At 43.2% G+C, this 18,835-nt stretch carries 22 protein-coding genes; 3 read left to right on the forward strand and 19 right to left on the reverse strand.

The genetic code is table 11. The features are described from left to right. Window positions 1-39 precede the first annotated feature (39 nt). On the reverse strand, window positions 40-594 hold the full coding sequence (gene hpf, locus HP435_RS25945; protein ID WP_122966087.1) for a ribosome hibernation-promoting factor, HPF/YfiA family: 555 nt from the start codon (window positions 592-594) through the stop codon (window positions 40-42). Window positions 595-802: 208 nt separating this feature from the next. On the opposite strand from hpf, the gene HP435_RS25950 reads away from it, so the two are divergent. Beyond that, window positions 803-1,855 (forward strand): HD-GYP domain-containing protein, encoded by a 1,053-nt coding sequence (locus tag HP435_RS25950; protein ID WP_173596425.1) that lies wholly within the window; start codon window positions 803-805, stop codon window positions 1,853-1,855. A 73-nt stretch (window positions 1,856-1,928) separates the two neighbouring features. Here the strand turns inward: HP435_RS25950 and HP435_RS25955 are convergent, their stop codons facing one another. From HP435_RS25955 to HP435_RS25975, 5 genes are all read right to left on the reverse strand, one after another. Continuing rightward, window positions 1,929-2,126: a cold shock domain-containing protein gene (locus HP435_RS25955; RefSeq protein WP_063229318.1), complete on the reverse strand. Its 198-nt coding sequence runs from the start codon at window positions 2,124-2,126 to the stop codon at window positions 1,929-1,931. 90 nt (window positions 2,127-2,216) lie between these two features. Continuing rightward, window positions 2,217-2,891 carry an amino acid ABC transporter permease gene (locus HP435_RS25960; protein WP_173596424.1) on the reverse strand — a complete coding sequence of 225 codons (675 nt, stop codon included), beginning with the start codon at window positions 2,889-2,891 and terminating at the stop codon, window positions 2,217-2,219. Window positions 2,892-2,978: 87 nt separating this feature from the next. After that, the gene (locus HP435_RS25965; protein WP_063229276.1) at window positions 2,979-3,782 is read right to left on the reverse strand and encodes a basic amino acid ABC transporter substrate-binding protein; all 804 of its coding nucleotides are present in this window, start codon (window positions 3,780-3,782) and stop codon (window positions 2,979-2,981) included. A 377-nt stretch (window positions 3,783-4,159) separates the two neighbouring features. Continuing rightward, complete coding sequence (locus tag HP435_RS25970; protein ID WP_173599937.1) at window positions 4,160-4,963, reverse strand: OmpA family protein; 804 nt, start codon at window positions 4,961-4,963, stop codon at window positions 4,160-4,162. Continuing rightward, window positions 4,956-5,765, reverse strand: a complete 810-nt coding sequence (locus HP435_RS25975) for a motility protein A (RefSeq protein WP_122966083.1) — start codon at window positions 5,763-5,765, stop codon at window positions 4,956-4,958. The genes HP435_RS25970 and HP435_RS25975 overlap by 8 nt, the downstream gene beginning before the upstream one ends. Window positions 5,766-5,916: 151 nt before the next feature. On the opposite strand from HP435_RS25975, the gene HP435_RS25980 reads away from it, so the two are divergent. Continuing rightward, complete coding sequence (locus HP435_RS25980; protein ID WP_173599936.1) at window positions 5,917-6,093, forward strand: putative motility protein; 177 nt, start codon at window positions 5,917-5,919, stop codon at window positions 6,091-6,093. Between the two features lie 110 nt (window positions 6,094-6,203). Beyond that, a protein-coding gene (locus HP435_RS25985; RefSeq protein WP_173600263.1) for an IS3 family transposase occupies window positions 6,204-7,384 on the forward strand; the annotation gives its coding sequence in 2 pieces (ribosomal slippage) (window positions 6,204-6,501 and window positions 6,501-7,384; 1,182 coding nt in all). 56 nt (window positions 7,385-7,440) lie between these two features. On the opposite strand, the gene HP435_RS25990 is transcribed toward HP435_RS25985, so the two are convergent. The 13 genes from HP435_RS25990 to HP435_RS26050 all read right to left on the reverse strand — a co-directional run bounded on the left by HP435_RS25990 (window position 7,441) and on the right by HP435_RS26050 (window position 18,833). Continuing rightward, window positions 7,441-7,800, reverse strand: a complete 360-nt coding sequence (locus tag HP435_RS25990; RefSeq protein WP_173598993.1) for a flagellar protein FliT — start codon at window positions 7,798-7,800, stop codon at window positions 7,441-7,443. Between the two features lie 10 nt (window positions 7,801-7,810). After that, window positions 7,811-8,188 carry a flagellar export chaperone FliS gene (gene fliS / locus HP435_RS25995; protein ID WP_173598994.1) on the reverse strand — a complete coding sequence of 126 codons (378 nt, stop codon included), beginning with the start codon at window positions 8,186-8,188 and terminating at the stop codon, window positions 7,811-7,813. A 16-nt stretch (window positions 8,189-8,204) separates the two neighbouring features. Next, window positions 8,205-9,713 (reverse strand): flagellar filament capping protein FliD, encoded by a 1,509-nt coding sequence (fliD, locus tag HP435_RS26000; protein ID WP_173598995.1) that lies wholly within the window; start codon window positions 9,711-9,713, stop codon window positions 8,205-8,207. A 12-nt stretch (window positions 9,714-9,725) separates the two neighbouring features. Then, window positions 9,726-10,082 (reverse strand): flagellar protein FlaG, encoded by a 357-nt coding sequence (gene flaG, locus HP435_RS26005; protein ID WP_173598996.1) that lies wholly within the window; start codon window positions 10,080-10,082, stop codon window positions 9,726-9,728. A 66-nt stretch (window positions 10,083-10,148) separates the two neighbouring features. Further along, window positions 10,149-10,853: an acylneuraminate cytidylyltransferase family protein gene (locus HP435_RS26010; protein ID WP_173598997.1), complete on the reverse strand. Its 705-nt coding sequence runs from the start codon at window positions 10,851-10,853 to the stop codon at window positions 10,149-10,151. Beyond that, a complete protein-coding gene (locus HP435_RS26015; RefSeq protein ID WP_173598998.1) occupies window positions 10,850-11,899 on the reverse strand; it encodes a nucleotidyltransferase family protein in 1,050 nt (349 codons plus the stop codon). Before HP435_RS26015 ends, HP435_RS26010 begins: the two co-directional genes overlap by 4 nt. 28 nt (window positions 11,900-11,927) lie before the next feature. Beyond that, on the reverse strand, window positions 11,928-12,593 hold the full coding sequence (locus HP435_RS26020; RefSeq protein ID WP_173598999.1) for a class I SAM-dependent methyltransferase: 666 nt from the start codon (window positions 12,591-12,593) through the stop codon (window positions 11,928-11,930). A 34-nt stretch (window positions 12,594-12,627) separates the two neighbouring features. Further along, entirely contained in the window at window positions 12,628-13,290 is a 663-nt protein-coding gene (locus HP435_RS26025) for a class I SAM-dependent methyltransferase (RefSeq protein WP_173599000.1), read from the reverse strand. A gap of 14 nt (window positions 13,291-13,304) precedes the next feature. Continuing rightward, complete coding sequence (locus tag HP435_RS26030; protein ID WP_173599001.1) at window positions 13,305-14,303, reverse strand: GNAT family N-acetyltransferase; 999 nt, start codon at window positions 14,301-14,303, stop codon at window positions 13,305-13,307. After that, window positions 14,287-15,378 (reverse strand): N-acetylneuraminate synthase, encoded by a 1,092-nt coding sequence (neuB, locus tag HP435_RS26035; protein WP_173599002.1) that lies wholly within the window; start codon window positions 15,376-15,378, stop codon window positions 14,287-14,289. Before neuB ends, HP435_RS26030 begins: the two co-directional genes overlap by 17 nt. 110 nt (window positions 15,379-15,488) lie before the next feature. Continuing rightward, window positions 15,489-16,652 (reverse strand): UDP-N-acetylglucosamine 2-epimerase, encoded by a 1,164-nt coding sequence (gene neuC / locus HP435_RS26040; protein WP_173599003.1) that lies wholly within the window; start codon window positions 16,650-16,652, stop codon window positions 15,489-15,491. Further along, complete coding sequence (locus tag HP435_RS26045; protein WP_173599004.1) at window positions 16,645-17,826, reverse strand: LegC family aminotransferase; 1,182 nt, start codon at window positions 17,824-17,826, stop codon at window positions 16,645-16,647. Before HP435_RS26045 ends, neuC begins: the two co-directional genes overlap by 8 nt. Next, the gene (locus HP435_RS26050; protein WP_173599005.1) at window positions 17,823-18,833 is read right to left on the reverse strand and encodes an NAD-dependent 4,6-dehydratase LegB; all 1,011 of its coding nucleotides are present in this window, start codon (window positions 18,831-18,833) and stop codon (window positions 17,823-17,825) included. Before HP435_RS26050 ends, HP435_RS26045 begins: the two co-directional genes overlap by 4 nt. Between the last annotated feature and the right edge of the window lie 2 nt (window positions 18,834-18,835).

Below are 18,835 nucleotides of genomic sequence, written 5' to 3' on the forward strand. Positions count from 1 at the left end.
CTCCCTAGTCTTATACGAGTAACAAGGTGTAAAGTTTCGTTATTTCGGTTCAATTAATCCATAGCGCCCGTCGTTGCGGCGGTACACCACGCTGACATCGTTGGTGTCGCTATTTTGGAAAACGAAGAAGCTGTGTCCCAGCATATCCATCTGCATGACGGCTTCCTGCGCATCCATCGGTTTTAAGTCGAAACGTTTTGTTCTGACAATATCGATATCAACATCTTCCTCATCGACATCTGGTATTATCACAGCTACGGATTGACTGTCGCGCTGGCCTACTTTCGCAGCGGAATCAACTCGCAGCTTGCGCATCAATTTCGTTTTGTGCTTGCGAACTTGACGCTCGAGCTTTTCTGCCACCAGATCAATAGCGGCATACATATCCTCGTGTGTTTCTTCTGCTCGGATAATGACCCCGGCAAGCGGGATAGTTACCTCGATCGTGCCTTCTCCGCGATGTACATGCATGGTAACTTGTACATCGGCAGGCGTTGTTTCGAAATATTTTTCGAGACGGCCGACTTTCTTTTCCACATACTCTCTCAGTGCTGCGGTGACTTGAATGTTTTCTCCACGAATGTTAAATTTCATGGTTCCAACCTCCTTCCGTCTATATATAGGTATTCGGCACCCCTGTAAATAATCCTGCTCCAATCTCAAAAAAATCTTAGTGAAAATTTTACAATCCGGCAACAGTCGACAGAATTTTACCAATACTTACTAGATGCCCTATGCTATAATAGAAGGGTAATCACTCTATCCTATATATCGCGGTCGTCATCGCACTGGAGGAATCCTCATGGCAGAGGTGAAACCTTCTCATTCCATTATTGGCACAACGCTCGCGCAAGACGTCTACAATGAGTACGGCCTGCTTCTTTTGCCCGCCGGAGCTGTCCTTCACATGAGTGACATTCGCCTTTTGGAAGCACATCAAATCCAGTCGGTGCATGTCGCTTCTGAACAGGAAACTCCTGAGGTGCCGTTGCCCATGCTGCATTGGAACGAGGCAGAGGCTGCCCGTGAGTACATTGCAGCAGTCAAGCAAACCGAGCATTTATTCAAACAGATCGCTACAGGTTCTGTTCCTCCCTTGCAGCAGTTCAACAGCACGTTTTATCCGCTGCTGGATCAGGTTCTCCAGCAAATGGGCTTTCTTCGGTTCATCTACATCAAAGAAGGGACGGAAGACTACACGTACCGCCATTCTCTTCATGTAGGAATCGTGGCTGCCCTGATAGGAAAAATTTTAGGACGACCCCAGGAGGAAATCTATCGCCTGGGACAAGCAGGTCTTTTGCACGACGTCGGGAAAATGATGATCCCGGATGAGATTTTAGCCAAGCCAGACCGCTTGACCGATGAAGAGTATGAGATCATGAAACGCCACACCATCTACGGCAATGAGCTGCTCCTATCGATGGAAGACGCTGACGAATGGATTGCCAGATGCGCCTTGATGCACCATGAGCGTCTCGATGGCAGCGGCTATCCACTCGGCCGCAAAAAGAAAGACATCCCCTTTGAGTGCCAGATCATCAGCGTGGCAGACGTTTTTGATGCCATATGTACGGATCGCGTCTATCGTCGCGGCACCTCTCCTTTTCAGGCTGCCAACGTCCTGTGGGAACTGGCATGCCAGGGCAAGTTGAATCCGCTGATCGTCTCCCGCTTTATCCAGTACATCATTTTGCTGTATGTCGGCTCCCAGGCTTTGCTCAACAATGGCGACCACGTCGAAATCATCATGATTCATACGGATGAACCCATGCGTCCACTCGTTCGCAGAGGAGACGAATTTGTGGATTTGCGCGATTATCGGGAGCTATTCATTACGAGAATGATCAGCTGAACTACAGCTGCCTTACTAAAAATCCCCCTGAGCCGGTAGCGCGGCCAGGGGGATTTGCTGTCATCGATATGTTTTACAGTTTGACGACGTTCGCTGCCTGTGGCCCGCGGTCGCCCTCCACGATATCAAATTCCACAGCTTGTCCTTCTTCCAGTGTGCGAAATCCATCCGTTTGAATGGCCGAGAAGTGGACGAATACATCATCGCCATTTTCCCGCTCGATAAAACCGAATCCTTTTTCTGCGTTAAACCATTTAACTTTGCCTTGCATGAAACAGCACAACCCTTTCTTTTGTAAAAATTTGGATAAAAATCCTTTGTGTACAACCATAGTCTCCCCAATTCGAGGAAACGCATTCTTCTATCTCGTAGAATATTTTTTCTCCAGGCCGCGCACGACGACCCGTGACAAAAACAGTGTTAGCACCAGATAGACGGCTGCCTCCGTCAAGTAAGGAGGGTAACGCTCAAATGTGCTCTTCGCCACGTTCATGGCGGCGTAGTTCAACTCTGGGGTCGCAATTACCGCACAGAGGGACGAATCCTTCAAAAGGGCAATAAATTCGTTCCCGATCGCCGGCAGCATGCGGGTAAACGCCTGTGGCAATACAATCAGGCGCATCGCCAGCCCCTTTGTCATCCCCAGCGAGCGCGCCGCTTCCATCTGCCCTGGATCGATCGATTGAATCCCCGCCCGAAAAATCTCGGCGATGTACGCAGCAGCATTGAGCGACAACGCTACAAAACCGGAATAAATCGCTTCAGGACTGTTCTCTCCCGGAAAAAACACCGCCCATATCGACGGAATGACGGCGAAGTGGATTAGCAAAATTTGCACCAGCATCGGCGTTCCCCGAAACAACTCTACATAAATAGAGCATGTCCACCGCCAAAAGCGGTTGGCCGACATTTTACCCAAGCTGATAAACAGCCCGAGGAAAGTCCCGCAAACGGTAGCTACTGCCGTCAGTAAAATCGTATTGATAATGCCGCGGATAAACAGTTCCCTGTACTCATAGATGACGCTCCAGTCCAATGGCAAGTCCTCCCTTCCTGTGTGTCAGCACTGGAGTTCACAAACACCGGGCGCGTCCTCGCGGCGCACCCGGCTTGTTGTCGCTGACTACTTGCTGCCGAAATACTGGGTATAAATTTCTTGGAGCTTGCCATTTTCCTTGATTTTCTTCAATCCGTCGTTGATTTTGTTCAGAGCGTCTGTGTTTCCTTTTTTGACCATGATGCCGTAAAATTCTTTTTCAAAAGAGTCGTCCTTGATCAGTTTGAATTTCTTGTCTTTGATTTTATTTACGTAATATTGCAGTACGCCATTATCACCTACAACTGCATCGACACGGCCATTGAAGAAGTCGTCCACAGACGAAGGCATGTCGTCATAGCCTTTCAAGCCTTCATACGTATCGCCAAACGCCTTTTTGACCACCTCTTCCCCTGTAGTGGCAGCTTGTACCCCGATCTTTTTGCCTTTCAGATCAGCCAGCTTGCTGACAGGGGAGTCTTCTGCGACCAAAATCAATTGATTCGCCTCGAAGTACGAATCCGAGAAGTCGTATTTCTCCTTGCGCTTGTCCGTGATCGTGATGGACGATATCCCGATGTCCACCGTGCCTTTGTCCAGGCCGTCAAACAGCGGGTCCCAGCCTGTGTTTTTCCACTCGATCTTGAATCCTCCCGCTTCCGCAATCGCATTCATCACATCGATGTCATGCCCGCTGATCTTGTCAGCCTCAAGCATTTGGAATGGCGGGTAAGCCGCATCCGTTCCGACCACGTATACTTTGTCCTGGGAACCGCCACCGCTCGTACCGCTTCCCGAAGACTGCTGGCCTCCCGAACCACAGGCAGAGACCAAAAGCCCCACACCTGCTACCAGCACAAGAGACTTGAACCACTTTTTCCCGAAACCCATTCGAAATCCCCCTTGTTTCTCTCTGTATAGCATACTTTTCCCCAGCACTGTCCACATGGAAATCGTGTGTTTTTTGCGTTCTCCACAAAGTTATCCACATTATCCACATAGCGTTGTGCACAAGCTGGGTATAACTATTTTCCTGCTTGTTCTGCGGCCCTGGTACTATGGTTACGGAAGCGATAGGAGAGATAGAACCGGAGCTGGCAACAAATGGTCAAGACCGTTTTGTTGGCCGCAAAGCGACATATCCGCTTTCATGAAAACCGCCGAGACGTTTTTCACAAGAAAAAACAGGATTCGTATACACCGGATATACTTCTATCCTGTATATAAAAATCCTGCCTAAAAACATTAATTTATCAGAAAAATACGAATTATTCTTTTTCCGCCAAAATAATAATCTCCACTCGCCGGTTGCGCGCGCGGTTCTCATCGTTGGAATTATCCACGAGCGGCTTGTATTCTCCCAATCCCGCGACCGTAAAGCGCGATGCCGGCAAGGAATATGCATCAACCATTTCCCGCATTACTGCAATGGCGCGGGCAGAGGACAGCTCCCAGTTAGATTTGAATGAACTGCGCGAGATCGGCACATCGTCCGTGTAGCCCTCAATCCGCACTTTGTGCTCATAGCGCTGCAACACCTGGGCTACGGTGCCTACGACCTCTTTCCCCTGCTCCTGAAGATCAGCAGAGCCGCTGCCGAACAAAATTTTCTCCGGAAGCCGGATACGCAATCCCTCTTCGGTCTCCTCATAGTCCAGATTCAGTTCCGCCAGAGCAGAGGAGAGCTGGTTGTGCACCGTCTCCATATCGCGTTCACCCGAGTCTGGCATGCCAACAGGCGGCTTAGGCAAGTTCGCCATTTCTTGCTCCTGCGAGCCTTTCTCGTCAATCGTGCCTGTGAGCACCTTCTTTTGCCCCTCCAGCTGATGAATCTCGCGCTCCAGCTCGAGCTTTTGCAAATTCAACAGATCAAGGCTTTGATGCACCTGCTTGAGATTGGCCTCGTGCTCCACCTGCTCCTTTTTGGCAGCCTCGCGCTCGGTCTGAATCCTGGTTAACTGCGTCGCCGCGATGATGATCACGATGACAAACAACAGCGTAATCAAGTCACTGTAGCTGATCAGCCAGCTTTTCTCCAGCTCCTTCTCGTCGTACAACCGATCGTCATGCATAGCGATCCTGCCTTTCAATCGTGCCCTTCATGCTGCCAGGCTCCTTGACGAGCACCAGCTTCTGGTCGCCAGGCAAAAACGAATTGAGCTTCTCAAACAACAGGCGCGGCGTCTCCATCCGCTGCAATCCAACACAGCCTTCGATGTAGAGCCGTTTTTCAAACATTTCCCGGTCATACAAGTCCATCATCCGGTAGTAACACGGCAGAGCGAACAAATTCGCAAGGAGCGCGCCATAGAGCGTGGCGACCACCGCTGCGCTCAGACTGTGCCCAGTGAGCGCCATGTCTTCGAGCGACTTCAATACCCCTGTCATCCCGAGCAGCGTCCCTACCAGCCCCATCCCTGGCGCCAGCAAACTGATCAGCCGGAAAAAGCCCGCTGCCTGCTGATAGCGATACTGCTCGCCCTTCAGCTCGTTTTCCAGAATCATTCGCAGCTCTTCTTCTGGCACACCCTCTACCGCCAGCAGGCTGCCGCGCTGCACGAACGAATCTTTCTCCTGGTGCAGCTCGCGTTCGAGCGCGATATATCCCTGTTCTTTTTGAACGAGCGCGTAATAGTAGAAGCGCTTGATCGTTTCCTCTACGTTGCTGTCCCTTCCGTGAATCAAAAGGCGGACGATTTTTTTTACATCAAGATGCTTGCGCTTGATCGCGTACGACACAACCACGGAGAGCGCGACCAGTTCAATCGCTGTCACGTTCAGCAAATCACCGAGGTTGCCGTTCAAGTAAACCGCGTGTATGAAAATGAGGAGGACGGCTCCGATCAAGACGAGTGAGCGGCGTTTTGTGGACAATGGTGTCACCTTCCTAGTTTTAAAACAGATCACTTTAAATTATAGCAGATAGAGAATGCTCAAAAGACAGACAAATGATTGTAATGAAAGTAACGTTAAAAAATGTCGATAATTAAAAGGTAAGGAAATTTTTGAAAAGAGGTGACCATCTGTGAATGCTATCCAACTGCAACAAGCAGTTAGCATTAGTGTAACCAATCAAGTACAAGAGACGATGCAAGCACAAGCTTCTATCATGCTGGAGGGATTGGCCCAGACCCAGAACAACGTTCAAGTGGCTCAGGCAAGTCATCCTACTCTTGGGAAAGCCATCGATATTCGCGTATAAGATTCGGAAAAGAAAAAGGCCGGTTACTGGTATTATCCCCTCGTGGTTGACAATGAAAAAAGTCTGTCTGATAAGATAGGCTTACCATTGTTGACCGGAGGGGATTTTTCGTGCCTGAAGCAAGACGTAGCAATAAAAGGTATACGGATGAATTTAAAGCTGAAGCAGTTAAATTGTACGTGGAGGACGGATGGAGCCCGTATCGGATTGCAGCACAGTTAGGAGTACGTAGCAAAACTCAAGTTCAGGAATGGATAAAGAAGCATCAACAGAAAGAACGAGGAGAGTTGAAAGAGGACCAACGAGGAAAGACAGCTTGGCGAAAAGGAAGAACAAAAACTAAATTTTCGAGCATCGAGGAAGAATTAGCTTACATCAAAGCGGAGAACGATTATCTAAAAAAGCGGTATCCAAATCTACACGGGGAGTGACACTGAAAGCAGCACGTTTTTCCATCATAGATGAGCTTCGCTCCATTCATCCACTTTCTTGGCTGTTACAACTAGCACAGGTATCCCGTGCGGGATACTATAAGTGGCGTATATCTCGGGCGAATTCACAAAAACGCACCGAGTCAGAACAACACGTGAAAGAACACATGATGGCCATCCATCGGCTTCATCCTTATTATGGCTATCTGCGTATGACAACTGCTCTTCGTAAAGAAGGCATGCATGTAAACCATAAACGGGTTTACCGATTGATGAAAGAACTAAACATACGCTCATTGATCCGTAAAAAAAGGCGGTTCTTTGGCAAGCAGGCATCGGTTGTCCAGCCAAATCGTTTAGAACGTGATTTCCATGCTGACACCCCTAAAACAAAGTTAGTAACAGACATTACTTATCTGTCTGTAGGCGAGAAATATTATTATCTTTCTGCTGTTCAGGATTTGTTTAACAATGAGATTGTAGCCTGGCAGATCTCACACCGCAATGATCTGGCGTTGGTTATGCAAACTTTAGAACAACTTCCCTTAACTAAGCTTAAAGGAACGATTCTGCACTCCGATCAGGGCTTCCAATATACCGGAAAAGTATACAATCAGAAACTCGAGCAGTATGGTCTGTTAGGCAGCCATTCTAGAAGAGGAAACTGCTTAGATAATGCCTGCATCGAGTCGTTCTTTTCCCATCTAAAAACGGAAAAAATCTATCTGCACCCACCGACAAGTCAAGAAGAACTTCTGCAAGCTATCGCTGAGTACATTTCCTATTACAACTATGATCGTTTTCAGAAAAAATTTAGCGACCGCTCTCCGATTGAATACCGGAAAGCAGTCGCTGCATAAACAGACTTTTCATTGTTGTCTACTTGACGGGGTTATGACCATTACCCGGCCTTTTTTTATTTTTTTCGATCGAAAAAAGCCCCGTAACCGTTTGGACCTGCCTCGTTGTAAGAATTCATGGCGAGCTTGCTGCGGTGGAGGTTGTTTAACTGTTGTTGTACGCCTTGTTTACGAGCATCCATTAATGGAGTAAGCCGCTGGTTAATCTCATATATCTGCTCTAATTGTTGCTTCTGAGAAAATGACAGGGATTCATTTGCTGCCTCGTGCTTTTGCATTTGCGAAATCAAGCTTTCTCGCTTATCCAACAAAGACAACCACTCTTCTGGTTCCGATTCCTTTAGACTTACTACTTCTTCCAATCTTAGTGTTGCATTTAATAGACCTTCTAAGAGATCATCTACTGTCTTTTCCATTTTGAGCTCCTTAACCTTGTCTTTTAGCCAGTACCATGGCCTCTTTCCAAGTGTCCCGGAATTGAATAAACAGATCTTCGACTTCTAGAAGAATATCCAAATCTTTGCTCATGTTTGCTTCAATTGTACGCTGAAGCATATACTCGTAAAGTCTGGAAAATTCTTTAGATATTTCATAGTCGCTATTCAAGGTGGACATAAGCTCGTATAGAATGTCCTGTATTTTCAATGAAGCTTCGTGTGCTTTTATGATGTCTTTCTCTTCTAGCGCTAGCTTAGCCTGTTTAATGAATTTGAGTGCGCCATTGTAAAGCATTAAGGTTAAATCAGCAGGAGTAGCGGTCGTTACCTGATTGGATTGGTATGTCTGAGCAGCATTTTGTAACATCTGCATCACTCCCCTATCATTGTTGCCCTAACATTTGTGCAAACCATGAGCCTTGAGACTGGGCTTTGGACATTGCCTGTTCCATCGCGGTGAATTGCTTCCAGTAGCGGTCTTCAATTAATTTTAAGCGGTCTTCCCACCGATCTATTTCTTCATCGGTCTGCTTTATTTTCTTACTCAAGCTGCTGTCGTCATATATACTACCAGCCGATCCAGCCTCTGCGGTTATTTTATCCATAACGTTTTTCAATTGACCGAATAACCGCTCTGCTACCCCTGATTCATTATATTTCTTCTTCAAATCTACAGTTTCATCACTATAGTTTGTAAATAACTTAAGAACATCCTCACCGTTATTTCTGATGGATTCTCGTAACTTAGACTCGTTAATATAAAGTTTCCCATTCTCCTGATAGGCATATTTTCCACTTGGCGCACCGCCAATACCTATCTCAGAGAGAGTATCAAAAGAAGTATTGACACTAGCTCCTTTTAAAGGTGTACTAATAGCTCGTCGAAGTTCATTTAAACCACTTGTCAAAATAGGGTCACGTAAAAGCAGCCCACTACGTGCCATGTTTTCCATTTTTTCGACTGTTTTCTCAGGTAATGCTTCTTTCTCCTCGTCCAGCAAAGGTTGATATCCTTTATACTTGGGTTCGGAAATTTTCTTATTAATCGTTTCTATGACAGCATTATATTTGTCTACAAAACCTTTAATCATCTCAAAAACAGCATCTTCGTCCGTTTTGGTACTAATAACTACAGGTGCCCCACTATTAGACTGTTTTAAGGTAATATCAATTCCATCGAACGATATTGAATTCGTTGCAGAAGAATACTCTACTCCATTAATTTTAAAAGTAGCCGGAGTCCCTGTATTACCTGCGGTTGATTGATTAACGCTTCCCATATTAAGGTTATTACTACCTGATGCCTTAACCTCAAATTGCTTTCCATCTTCAGAAGTCAGCACTAATTTATTGTTAAAAAAGCTAGCCTTTACACCAGCCTTTGCGTTATTGATCTTATTTATTACACCTTCCATAGTATCAGTAGCGGACAATGGGATTGGAATAGCCGCGTCACCACTATCTATTGTTCCATCACCATTGGAGTCCTTGCCAATCGTTATCGTAAAATCCGAACCGCCAATGGGACTTTTTATGTCTGTAATCCCAGTATTAAATTCTGCACTTGGAGGAGAGCCCGCTTTTGCTAGACTAATAACCTCAACAGTGTATGAAGACAAATTTGGTTTTCCAACAACTTTTGCTGAAACAATACTCTCGTTTTCCGAAGTAGCTGTCTTTTTATTGAAGCTACTAGATAAGCGCAGGTTTTTCATAGAGTTTTGTAAATCTACAAGTAAGCTATTCATTTCACGATATGCATCGCGTTTCCATTCTACTGAATACTTGCTTCGTTGGAGGCGATTTACTGGCTCTCTTTGTGCTTTCATCAAGTCTTTAATCATTTTTTCTGTATCCATACCTGAAGCCATACCACTGATGCGAATTCCCATGATTATCCCTCCTTATCTTTTTTCATCCACCAGCAAACCAATCATCTCATGCATTTTTGCAACCATATCCATGACTTTCTTGGAGGGAATTTCCCGAATTACTTCGTTAGTTTGGTCGTTTACTACCTGGACGTAGTATTCATTAAGCTTTTCATGAAGGGTAAATTTGATATGAGTAGTGCTTGATTGCATAAACTTATTTAGATTGTCTACTTCCCGTACTAATTCTTTTGAAGTTAATATTTGCCCGTTAGGCCCTGTTTGTCCATCACCGTCTTCTTTTACCTGATTACTCCCGTATACTTTTAGCGCCTTATCTGCATAGCTGGATATACCGTTCCCCGCTATACCTTTTCCGCTAATATCCATTTTTCCTCCCCCATTCTCCATTCTTCCTTTAATACCTTTATCGGAAAAATGAGGGCGAGGATTTACTTATCTTTCAAGTCTATTTTTCATTTGACTTATTAATGCTTCGAAAAAGACTATGTCCATTTCATTGTCAATATCAATAGAGCGCTCCTTAGGCATTACATATCCTACTGTTTCCTGCTCCAAAAAAGACTGAGTTTTTTGCAGCCAATTGCTATCTGCCATGTACACTGCTCCATTCAAAGAAAAAACCGGCGGTATGTCCTGCCTTCTAAAAAATTGCTTCTCTATATTAATTACTGATTTAAGGAGACCATGCTCCGATAAATGATACATCCAGTAAGGTGTTTTCTCTGCCAATGTAACTGAGACACATGCTTTCGCTTGCTCAATTACACACTTCTCAATACACCCGTCAATATCTTCCACTTGTCTTAGTGGTGAAGTTGGTTGTAGGAGCACAACATAGTCATACCCCGGAAGTACCTCCAGTGCATGCAAAACCGGTGCAATACCGGGAGTGTCATCCATAGCTAAGTTTTCGGGACGCAAAAACGGAACTTCTACCCCATTATGACGCGCCACATCAGCAATCTCTTCATCATCTGTTGATACAATTAAGCGATCAATAAAATCTGATTTTTTAGCCTCATCAATAGTCCATGACAATAATGGCTTCCCGCCAACTTCTCTAATATTTTTTCGTGGTATTCCTTTTGATCCACCTCTAGCAGGAATAATTGCTAAAACAGATTTCCCTTGAATCATCCAAATACCTCCGCAAACTCAACATTTGCTCTTTCAAAATCAGCCAACCGTCCAATATCCATCCAGTATTCACGTATCGGAAAGGCAATTGTCTGACCTTCCTGTTCACCTAGAACACCAAAAAGACTAGTCATATCGTAAAACGTATTTTTCGGGATCAGATCAAGCACACTTGGATCCAAAGTATAGATTCCTGCGTTTACAAAGAAACGTTGAATCGGCTTCTCTTCTATTTCTAGCAATTGATGTTTTGCCAACTTCACAACTCCATAAGGAATCTGATGCTCATACTCCCTAATGCACATGGTTCCCTTTGCCCGATGTGAAGTATGAAAATCCAACAGGTGACTGAAGTTTACTTTCGTTAAGAGATCCCCATTCATTACAAAGAAAGGCAATATAGGCTTTTCAGGAATAAGACTCAAAGCTCCTGCTGTCCCAAGAGACTGCTCTTCTTGTAAATACTTTATTTCTACATTCCAGCGACTACCGTCCCCAAAATGGTTTTTGATCATCTCGGCTTTATAGTTTACTGAAATATAAAAGCGATGAAACCCTTGTTCGATAAAGCTAAGCAAAATAGTTTCCAGAATTGGCTTATTCCCAACGTTTAGGAGAGGCTTTGGACAATCAAAGGTCAGCGGCTGCAAGCGAGTACCTAATCCTCCAGCCATCAGAATGACCCAATTATCTTTTTTAATTGGGTCAATCAACTGATTTAATATTTCTACACTGATTACACGTCCATCTTCGTCGACGACAGGTATCTGATGCAATTGTTTAATTTTCATTAGTGCAAAAATATTCTCTCGCGAGTCATACGGAGATGCTACTGTTGGGTACGCATTCATAATTGTCGACACTGGATCATGTAACTGTCTACCTTTTAACAATCCCCGTCGAATATCACCATCAGTTACTGTTCCAAGCAATTTATGATTTTCATCAACAATTAAGGCTAACTGTCTCGCTCCAGCATCAATTATCTCTAATACTTCTAGAATAGGGGTCGTAGGCTTAGCTAATATACTAGTCCAATCCTTCATAGCTGCTTCACACCTTTCACCAAGGAGCTTACTTTTTCTCTCCAACAATGACCCATTCTTTTACTGCCTTTCTTACGTCCAGGAATTCTCTATTGAGCAATTGTACCTCTTGAATCGAAAAATCCCTCATTAGAGTCTCGATATCTTCATATTTTGTAAATCGTATGTATCCCTTCCCTAGCAACGGCCCCTCATCTACAATGTAAGCATTATAGCCAATTTGCTCTCCAGTCTCATCTCCCCAACTGCCTTTAGCCAGTGTACGTGAAAATAACTTTCCTTGCTTTTTTGCAACTCGAGCCATCTCACTATATATTGAAATGGAATTTTCATACGAATTGCAAGTAACCGCACCATTATCAATAACTGCATCGAAAAACTCATCTGGAAACGGTAATACACTGATATCGCCGACTAAAAGCTGCCCACTCCAATTTGGACATTCGGAATCTAAGCGTGCCCGAGCCTGTTCAATAGCTGTGCTAGAACCATCTATCCCATATACTTCGAATCCCTCATTTGCCATGTACCATAGATTAGCTCCTGGTCCACATCCTACTTCTAAGATTTTTATGTCTTTCCGAGACTCTACACTGTAAAAATTACGAGCAACAAAGCGAATTAGATCCTCTCCTGGATACTTTCCCCATGCTTGCTTTTGAAAAACTTCTTCCCATACTGGATCCCATGCCATTTTGTAATACCTCCAAATCTAATTATGGTAGTGTTTACTTCTCTCCAACAATGACCCATTCTTTCACTTTCTTATTTTCCTTTAAATATTCTCTGCTGAGCAATTGTATTTCTAGTAAGGTGAAATGTTGAATAAGTTTTTGGATATCATCATAATGAGTGAAACGTGCATACCCTTTTCCCAATAAAGGACCTTCACTTACAAGAAACGTATTATAACCTACTTTCTCGCCCGTCTCGTCTCCCCAGCTTCCTTTTGCAAATGTGCGGGAGAAAAATTTTCCGTTCTGCTTCGTGACACGAGCCATTTCCGTGTAAATCAGTGCTGAGTTGTCAAACAAATTGCAAGACAATGCTTCACTATCAATCACTGCATCAAACGTTTCATCTGGAAAGGGGAGATTACTGATATCTCCAACTATTAATTCTCCTGTCCATCCAGGGCACTCCGAATCTAAACGTAACTTCGCTTGTTTTATTGCCGTTTCCGAACCATCTACGCCATAAATTGTAAAACCTTCTTTTGCCATGTACCATAGATTAGCTCCTGGTCCACAACCTACCTCAAGAATTTTTACATCTTGTCTTGATTCAGCATTATAAAAATTACGAGCGATAAACCTAATGAGGTCTTCGCCCGGATACTTTCCCCAAGCCTGTTGTCGAAAAACTTCTTCCCATACGGGATCCCAAGACATCTAAATTCCCCCTGTTACGATCTGTAAAACAAAACACGGTTCGTTATTTCACCATTTTTTTCCAACCACTCATCTTTCATCTGGTCATATATTGCTTGGAGATGGATTACTTTCCCGATCTTGAAATTTCCTCTTCGATTTGAAAAGCCCGATTTGAAGAAGAATAATGGATTGTCAGTATGACTGTTAGTTCCACCGCCCAAATGCAATTGTTTATACCCCAATTGTTTCCCAAGCAATGCCGCCTCGTGAATGACCAAGGATGTTGCAGCCAACTCTTTTCCCAGATCCGTTGCAGCAGATAAATGATATTCCATAGTACTACCGTTATGGTAGAAAAATACAGTTGCCACTACTTCTTCCTCATGCTTACACAAGGCAAAATGTACATTTTTTTCAGTTTGCCAAGCCTTATAATAAGCATCAGAAAAATAATAAAAAGAATCTGCTTGCAAACTATTCATTACCTCATCGTACACCTTAGGAAAATGATTAAAAAACTCTTCGTAAGTAACCCATTGTACAACTAGATCATTCTTTATTGCTTTCCGAACCTTTCTTTTGGCACGAGTTTGATATTCATTCATGAGATTTTCAGTTGTTAGATCTATCCAGACAGTGTCCCTGTCATAGAAGACTTCACCTTGGTAGAAACGCCAGTTCTCCAAAATAGGATGAAATCTCACAAACTCAACAACTATTTTCTTCTCGCGACTCCAATCAGAATAGGCGTTCCATGCACGCTTTAAAAAAAGAGGATCTTCAGTGGTAGAGATTGGGCCACCATAGCCATACGGTGTCTGTACATCGTAATAAAGAGAATTAGGAATGGGAGATACATGAAATGAGTGGTAGTAAATTTCTCCCCCGTCTTCATATACAAAAAAAGTAGGTACCAAATCTTTTTCACGATTTGCATCTATTACAACATAATTTGGATCCTGCGAGGGACATTTCCGATAACTTTCTATCCTATTAAAAACGGCTTTCGCTTTTTCATACTCGACTTGCATAATAAGTAATAACCTCATCTTCTTGGTAATCTTTATCGGCTACTGTACCTAACACATCCCAAAAATACATGGGGGAAATACCAGTACCTGGGCGCTTGCTTGTTAAGTTTTCAACAGTAAAAATTTCTCCTGCGGCAATATGGGTAGATGCCACCAAGCTCTTCCTAGCAATATCCTGATTTTTCAGCTCTGATGGGGCTGGTGTTTTGATGGGAGAACCGAGAGCCATTTCCACCTGTCGAATAGAGCTCACCATATCTTTTAATTCCTTCGGATCTAACGACGCTTTGTGATCTGGACCTGGCAAGGTTTTGTCCAATGTAAAATGCTTTTCAATTATCTTTGCACCACGAGCAACTGCCGCTATAGGAACCGCTATCCCTTCCGTATGGTCAGATAAACCAACACTAAGCCCAAACGCTTGAGCCATTGTGTCAATAGCCCTAAGATTGACATCATTATATGGGGTTGGATATTCAGTGGTGCAGTGTAGTAAAGATACTTTAGCTTGAAGAGTCGCTCGTCCTTCTTTGCTGTAAAATGCATCTTGAAACATTTTTCTAGACGGCTTTGCATCAACCGCAGTATATCCAAAAGCCAGAACACCAAGAGCCTGCTCAATTTCGGCCAATGTAGCCATTCCTGAAGATAGGATTACAGGTAATCCAGATTGTGCAATTCTCAGCAAGAGAGGTGCATTTGTGATCTCACCCGATGGAATTTTTATCAATTCTACTTTCATTTGGTTAATCAAAAAATCAGCGCTGTCCAGATCGAAAGGTGTAGATAAAAATTTGATATTTTGTTGAATGCAGTATTCTCTAAGCTCGTAATGAGCCTCTGTATCAAGCTCTAGTTTGCGTACCATCTCAAGTTGGGATTCGTTAGAACCCGTTGTTTGCTTTTGATAATCCGCTTTCTCAGCAAATTTACTTATTACTTTATTTGCTTTAAACGTCTGGAATTTAACAGCATCTGCTCCTGCTTCGGCGGCGATATCTATCAGCCTTTTGGCAATTTCAATAGAGCCATTGTGGTTCACTCCAGCCTCAGCAATAATAAAAGTTTTATCCATTACGAATCGAACCTCCTTTAATAACATAATTGCTTTCGGCGCCTTACACACCCCACTGCCGTCTTCAAGTTAAGATCAGACCAATGTCCACAAAAAATGCTGCAATAATTCTACTTGAGATCAAAAAATGATTTCATTAAAGAATCCTTATAATCTACTTTTCTTAAAATCTCTATTATTTTCAACGAAACATCCCCTTCGCCATAAGGCGATCGAAATGTCTGCAATTTTCTTTGGAACTCTTTTGAAATACCCAATTGAATTGCGTTTATTATTGAACTCCTCTGCTCTTCACAATCAATGATAGAGTCCGTTCGCAAACGTCCCCTTTGACGATTTCCTAAATTAATCGTTGGCTTTTTAAAGGAAGGAACTTCAATAATTCCGCTTGAAGAGTTTCCAAGCACGAGATCTACATGTTGAATGGCACTTAAGTAACGCAACTGCCCTAACGAAGTAAAGGCAATACTTCTGCTTGGGTTTTTGGAAACATACTCGTCTATCATCTGAGATATAATTCGTCCATCTGTATCAGAATTGGGTTTTGTAAATATGATTTTTGCATCCGGAAAATAATCAAGAGCAGCAAATAGTTCCATCATCGTCTCTTTTGGGCCAATTCTATCTAAAGTTACAGGATGATATGTAACAAGAAAATTTACTTCTCCTAAAGAGAAGTCAATACTCTCCTCAAATTCTGTTTTAGTAAGTAGTTGCATTCGACAAATATTCTCTAATCCAATTGCCCCTACATTAAAGACACGGTCTGGATGTTCTCCTAATTGAATTACTCTTCGGCGGTAGGAATCAGTTGAAACAAAATGATAATGAGCCATCTTTGTAATTGAATGTCGAATTGCCTCATCTATAGCTCCTTCAGTAACTTCGCCACCATATAAATGAGCAATAGGAATCCTAGCAATCATAGCAGCTTGTGCTGCTGCCATTGTCTCAAATCGATCTCCCAAAACGACCAGAATATCCGGCTTAAGCCGCTCGAAAGCTGAAGCGAAGCCGATAGTTCCTAATCCCAATGATGTCGCTATGCCAACTGGTGTGTCGCTAGAAAGCAACATTTCTATTTTCTCATCAATTTTAAAACCGTCTTGTTCAATCATTTTATATGTTAGCCCAAATTCTGGGGACAGATGCATTCCTGTAACTGCAACTTGCAACTCAAAACTTTCGTCATCTTCAATTTCTTTCATCAGCCAATATAAAAGGCCATACTCTGCACGTGTTCCCGTCACGACGCAAATTTTTCGTTTATTCATGGTTTCCCCCAAGGAATGGACTACTTGGTATGTTTATTATTTTCCTTTCTAAACCTTCAGCGACAGACAAATCCATTTGAGGACAATTCTCATACATTGCTAACTTATGCATTAAAGTCCACGCGGGTCTCGTCATAAACCCCTGTTCATTCGTCAAGTTTAAAATATCATCTCGAGCATCCATATATTCTCCCTCAAGAACGAGCGTTTGCAACCAATAATTACTATCAGCAAAAGATGGTTCAAGAAAAAGTTTTACACCTTCGGTTGTGGATAACGCTGTCTGATATTTGGCTGTCAAAGAACGTTTGCTCCGAAGAAATTCTGGCAATTTTTCCAATTGAGCACAGCCTAGTGCTGCATTAATGTTAGGTAGGCGATAATTATATCCTACTTGATCGTGTAAAAATGCCCACGCGTGTTTAACTTTTGCAGTGGTAGTTATGTGCTTAGCTAATCTTGCTAATTCATCATCATTTGTTAAGATTGCTCCACCACCACCCGTAGTTACAATCTTATTGCCATTAAAACTAAGAGTCGACAATTTTCCCCAGTTTCCTGTATGTTTACCTTTATAATATGATCCAAGCGATTCAGCTGCATCTTCTATCAAATCAATATGATATCGTTCGCAAACTTCGTACAAGGGATCCAAATCTACTGGATGGCCAAATGTGTGCATGGGAATAGCAGCTTTAATTCGTCGACCAGAAAACTTGTTATAACAATAGCCATCACGCACTACTGCAATCTCATGTAAGTATTGCTGTAACTTAATCGGATCCATTCCAAGTGTTTGTTCGGAGCTATCGACAAAGTGAGGAGTTGCACCACAATAAGATACGGCATTTGCAGTTGCAATAAAGGTTAAAGTAGGAACTAGGACTTCATCGCCTTGTTTTACTCCTGCCAGAATTAGACTTATATGTAATGCAGCCGTTCCATTCACTACAGCTACCGCGTGTTTAACTCCAGTGTAGTCCCGCAACATACCTTCAAATTGGTCTACGTATTTTCCTACAGAAGATACCCATCCTGTATCAAGGCACTCCTTCACATATGCCCATTCATTCCCCTGAAAAGACGGCTCATGCAGTGCAATGAACTCATTATCCGCATTCACTACACTTTTAAGTTTTTTAATCAGCGTTTGGATATCTACATAGTTTTTCATAGATTATATAAACCTGCTTTGTATTGTTTTAGGTTATCGGGATTGCAAAACCATTCAATCGTTTGAGATAAACCTCTCCTGAACCCTTCCATACCAGCATACTTCGGCTCCCAACCTATTAATTCTCTCGCTTTCGTGTTGTCTGCCCAAAGTCGTTCTACCTCACTCTTTACAGGGCGTATTCGTTGATCATCAGAAAATACTTCTATTTGACTCCCCATTAGTTCGGCAATCATCTCTACAGTCTGTCCGATCGATACCTCGTAGTTACTTCCAATATTAATAACTTCGCCAATTGATCTATCTGATTTAGCTACCGCCAAGAACCCTCGAACTGTGTCTTCCACATAATTAAAATCGCGAGTTGGATGAAGAGAACCTAATCGAATAGATTTATGCCCGTTGGCAATTTGCGTGATAATCGTGGGAATTACCGCTCGTGCTGATTGTCTAGGACCGTATGTGTTAAAGGGCCTTATAATTGATACAGGCAATCCAAACGAGTTATAGTACGCGATAGCCATTTGATCTGCCCCAATTTTACTGGCCGAATAAGGTGACTGTCCCTGCAAAGGATGCCCTTCTGTAATGGGCACAAATTGAGCCGTTCCGTAAACTTCACTGGTAGAGGTGTGAACTACCTTCTCAATGCCTAATTCTTTTGCTGCCTGCAATATATTGAGAGTTCCTTTAATATTCGTGTCTACATACGTGTCAGGCGAGTGATAAGAATACGGTATGGCAATAAGCGCTGCCAAATGGAGGACAACTTGGCAATCCTCCATCGCTTTTTTTACCCCATAAGGGTCACGTATGTCTCCTGAAAAGACTTCAAGCTGATTCAAAATTTCTTTTGGGGAACGATCCAGCCATCCCCATGAATTAAACGAATTATAGTATACAAATGCTTTGACATCATGCCCTTGCCGGATTAATTCCTCTGTCAAATGTGAACCGATGAATCCATCAGCACCTGTAACCAGAATTCTCTTTCCTTTAAGCTTCATAG

It is taken from the genome of Brevibacillus sp. HD3.3A (assembly GCF_013284375.2).
GTDB lineage: Bacteria > Bacillota > Bacilli > Brevibacillales > Brevibacillaceae > Brevibacillus > Brevibacillus parabrevis.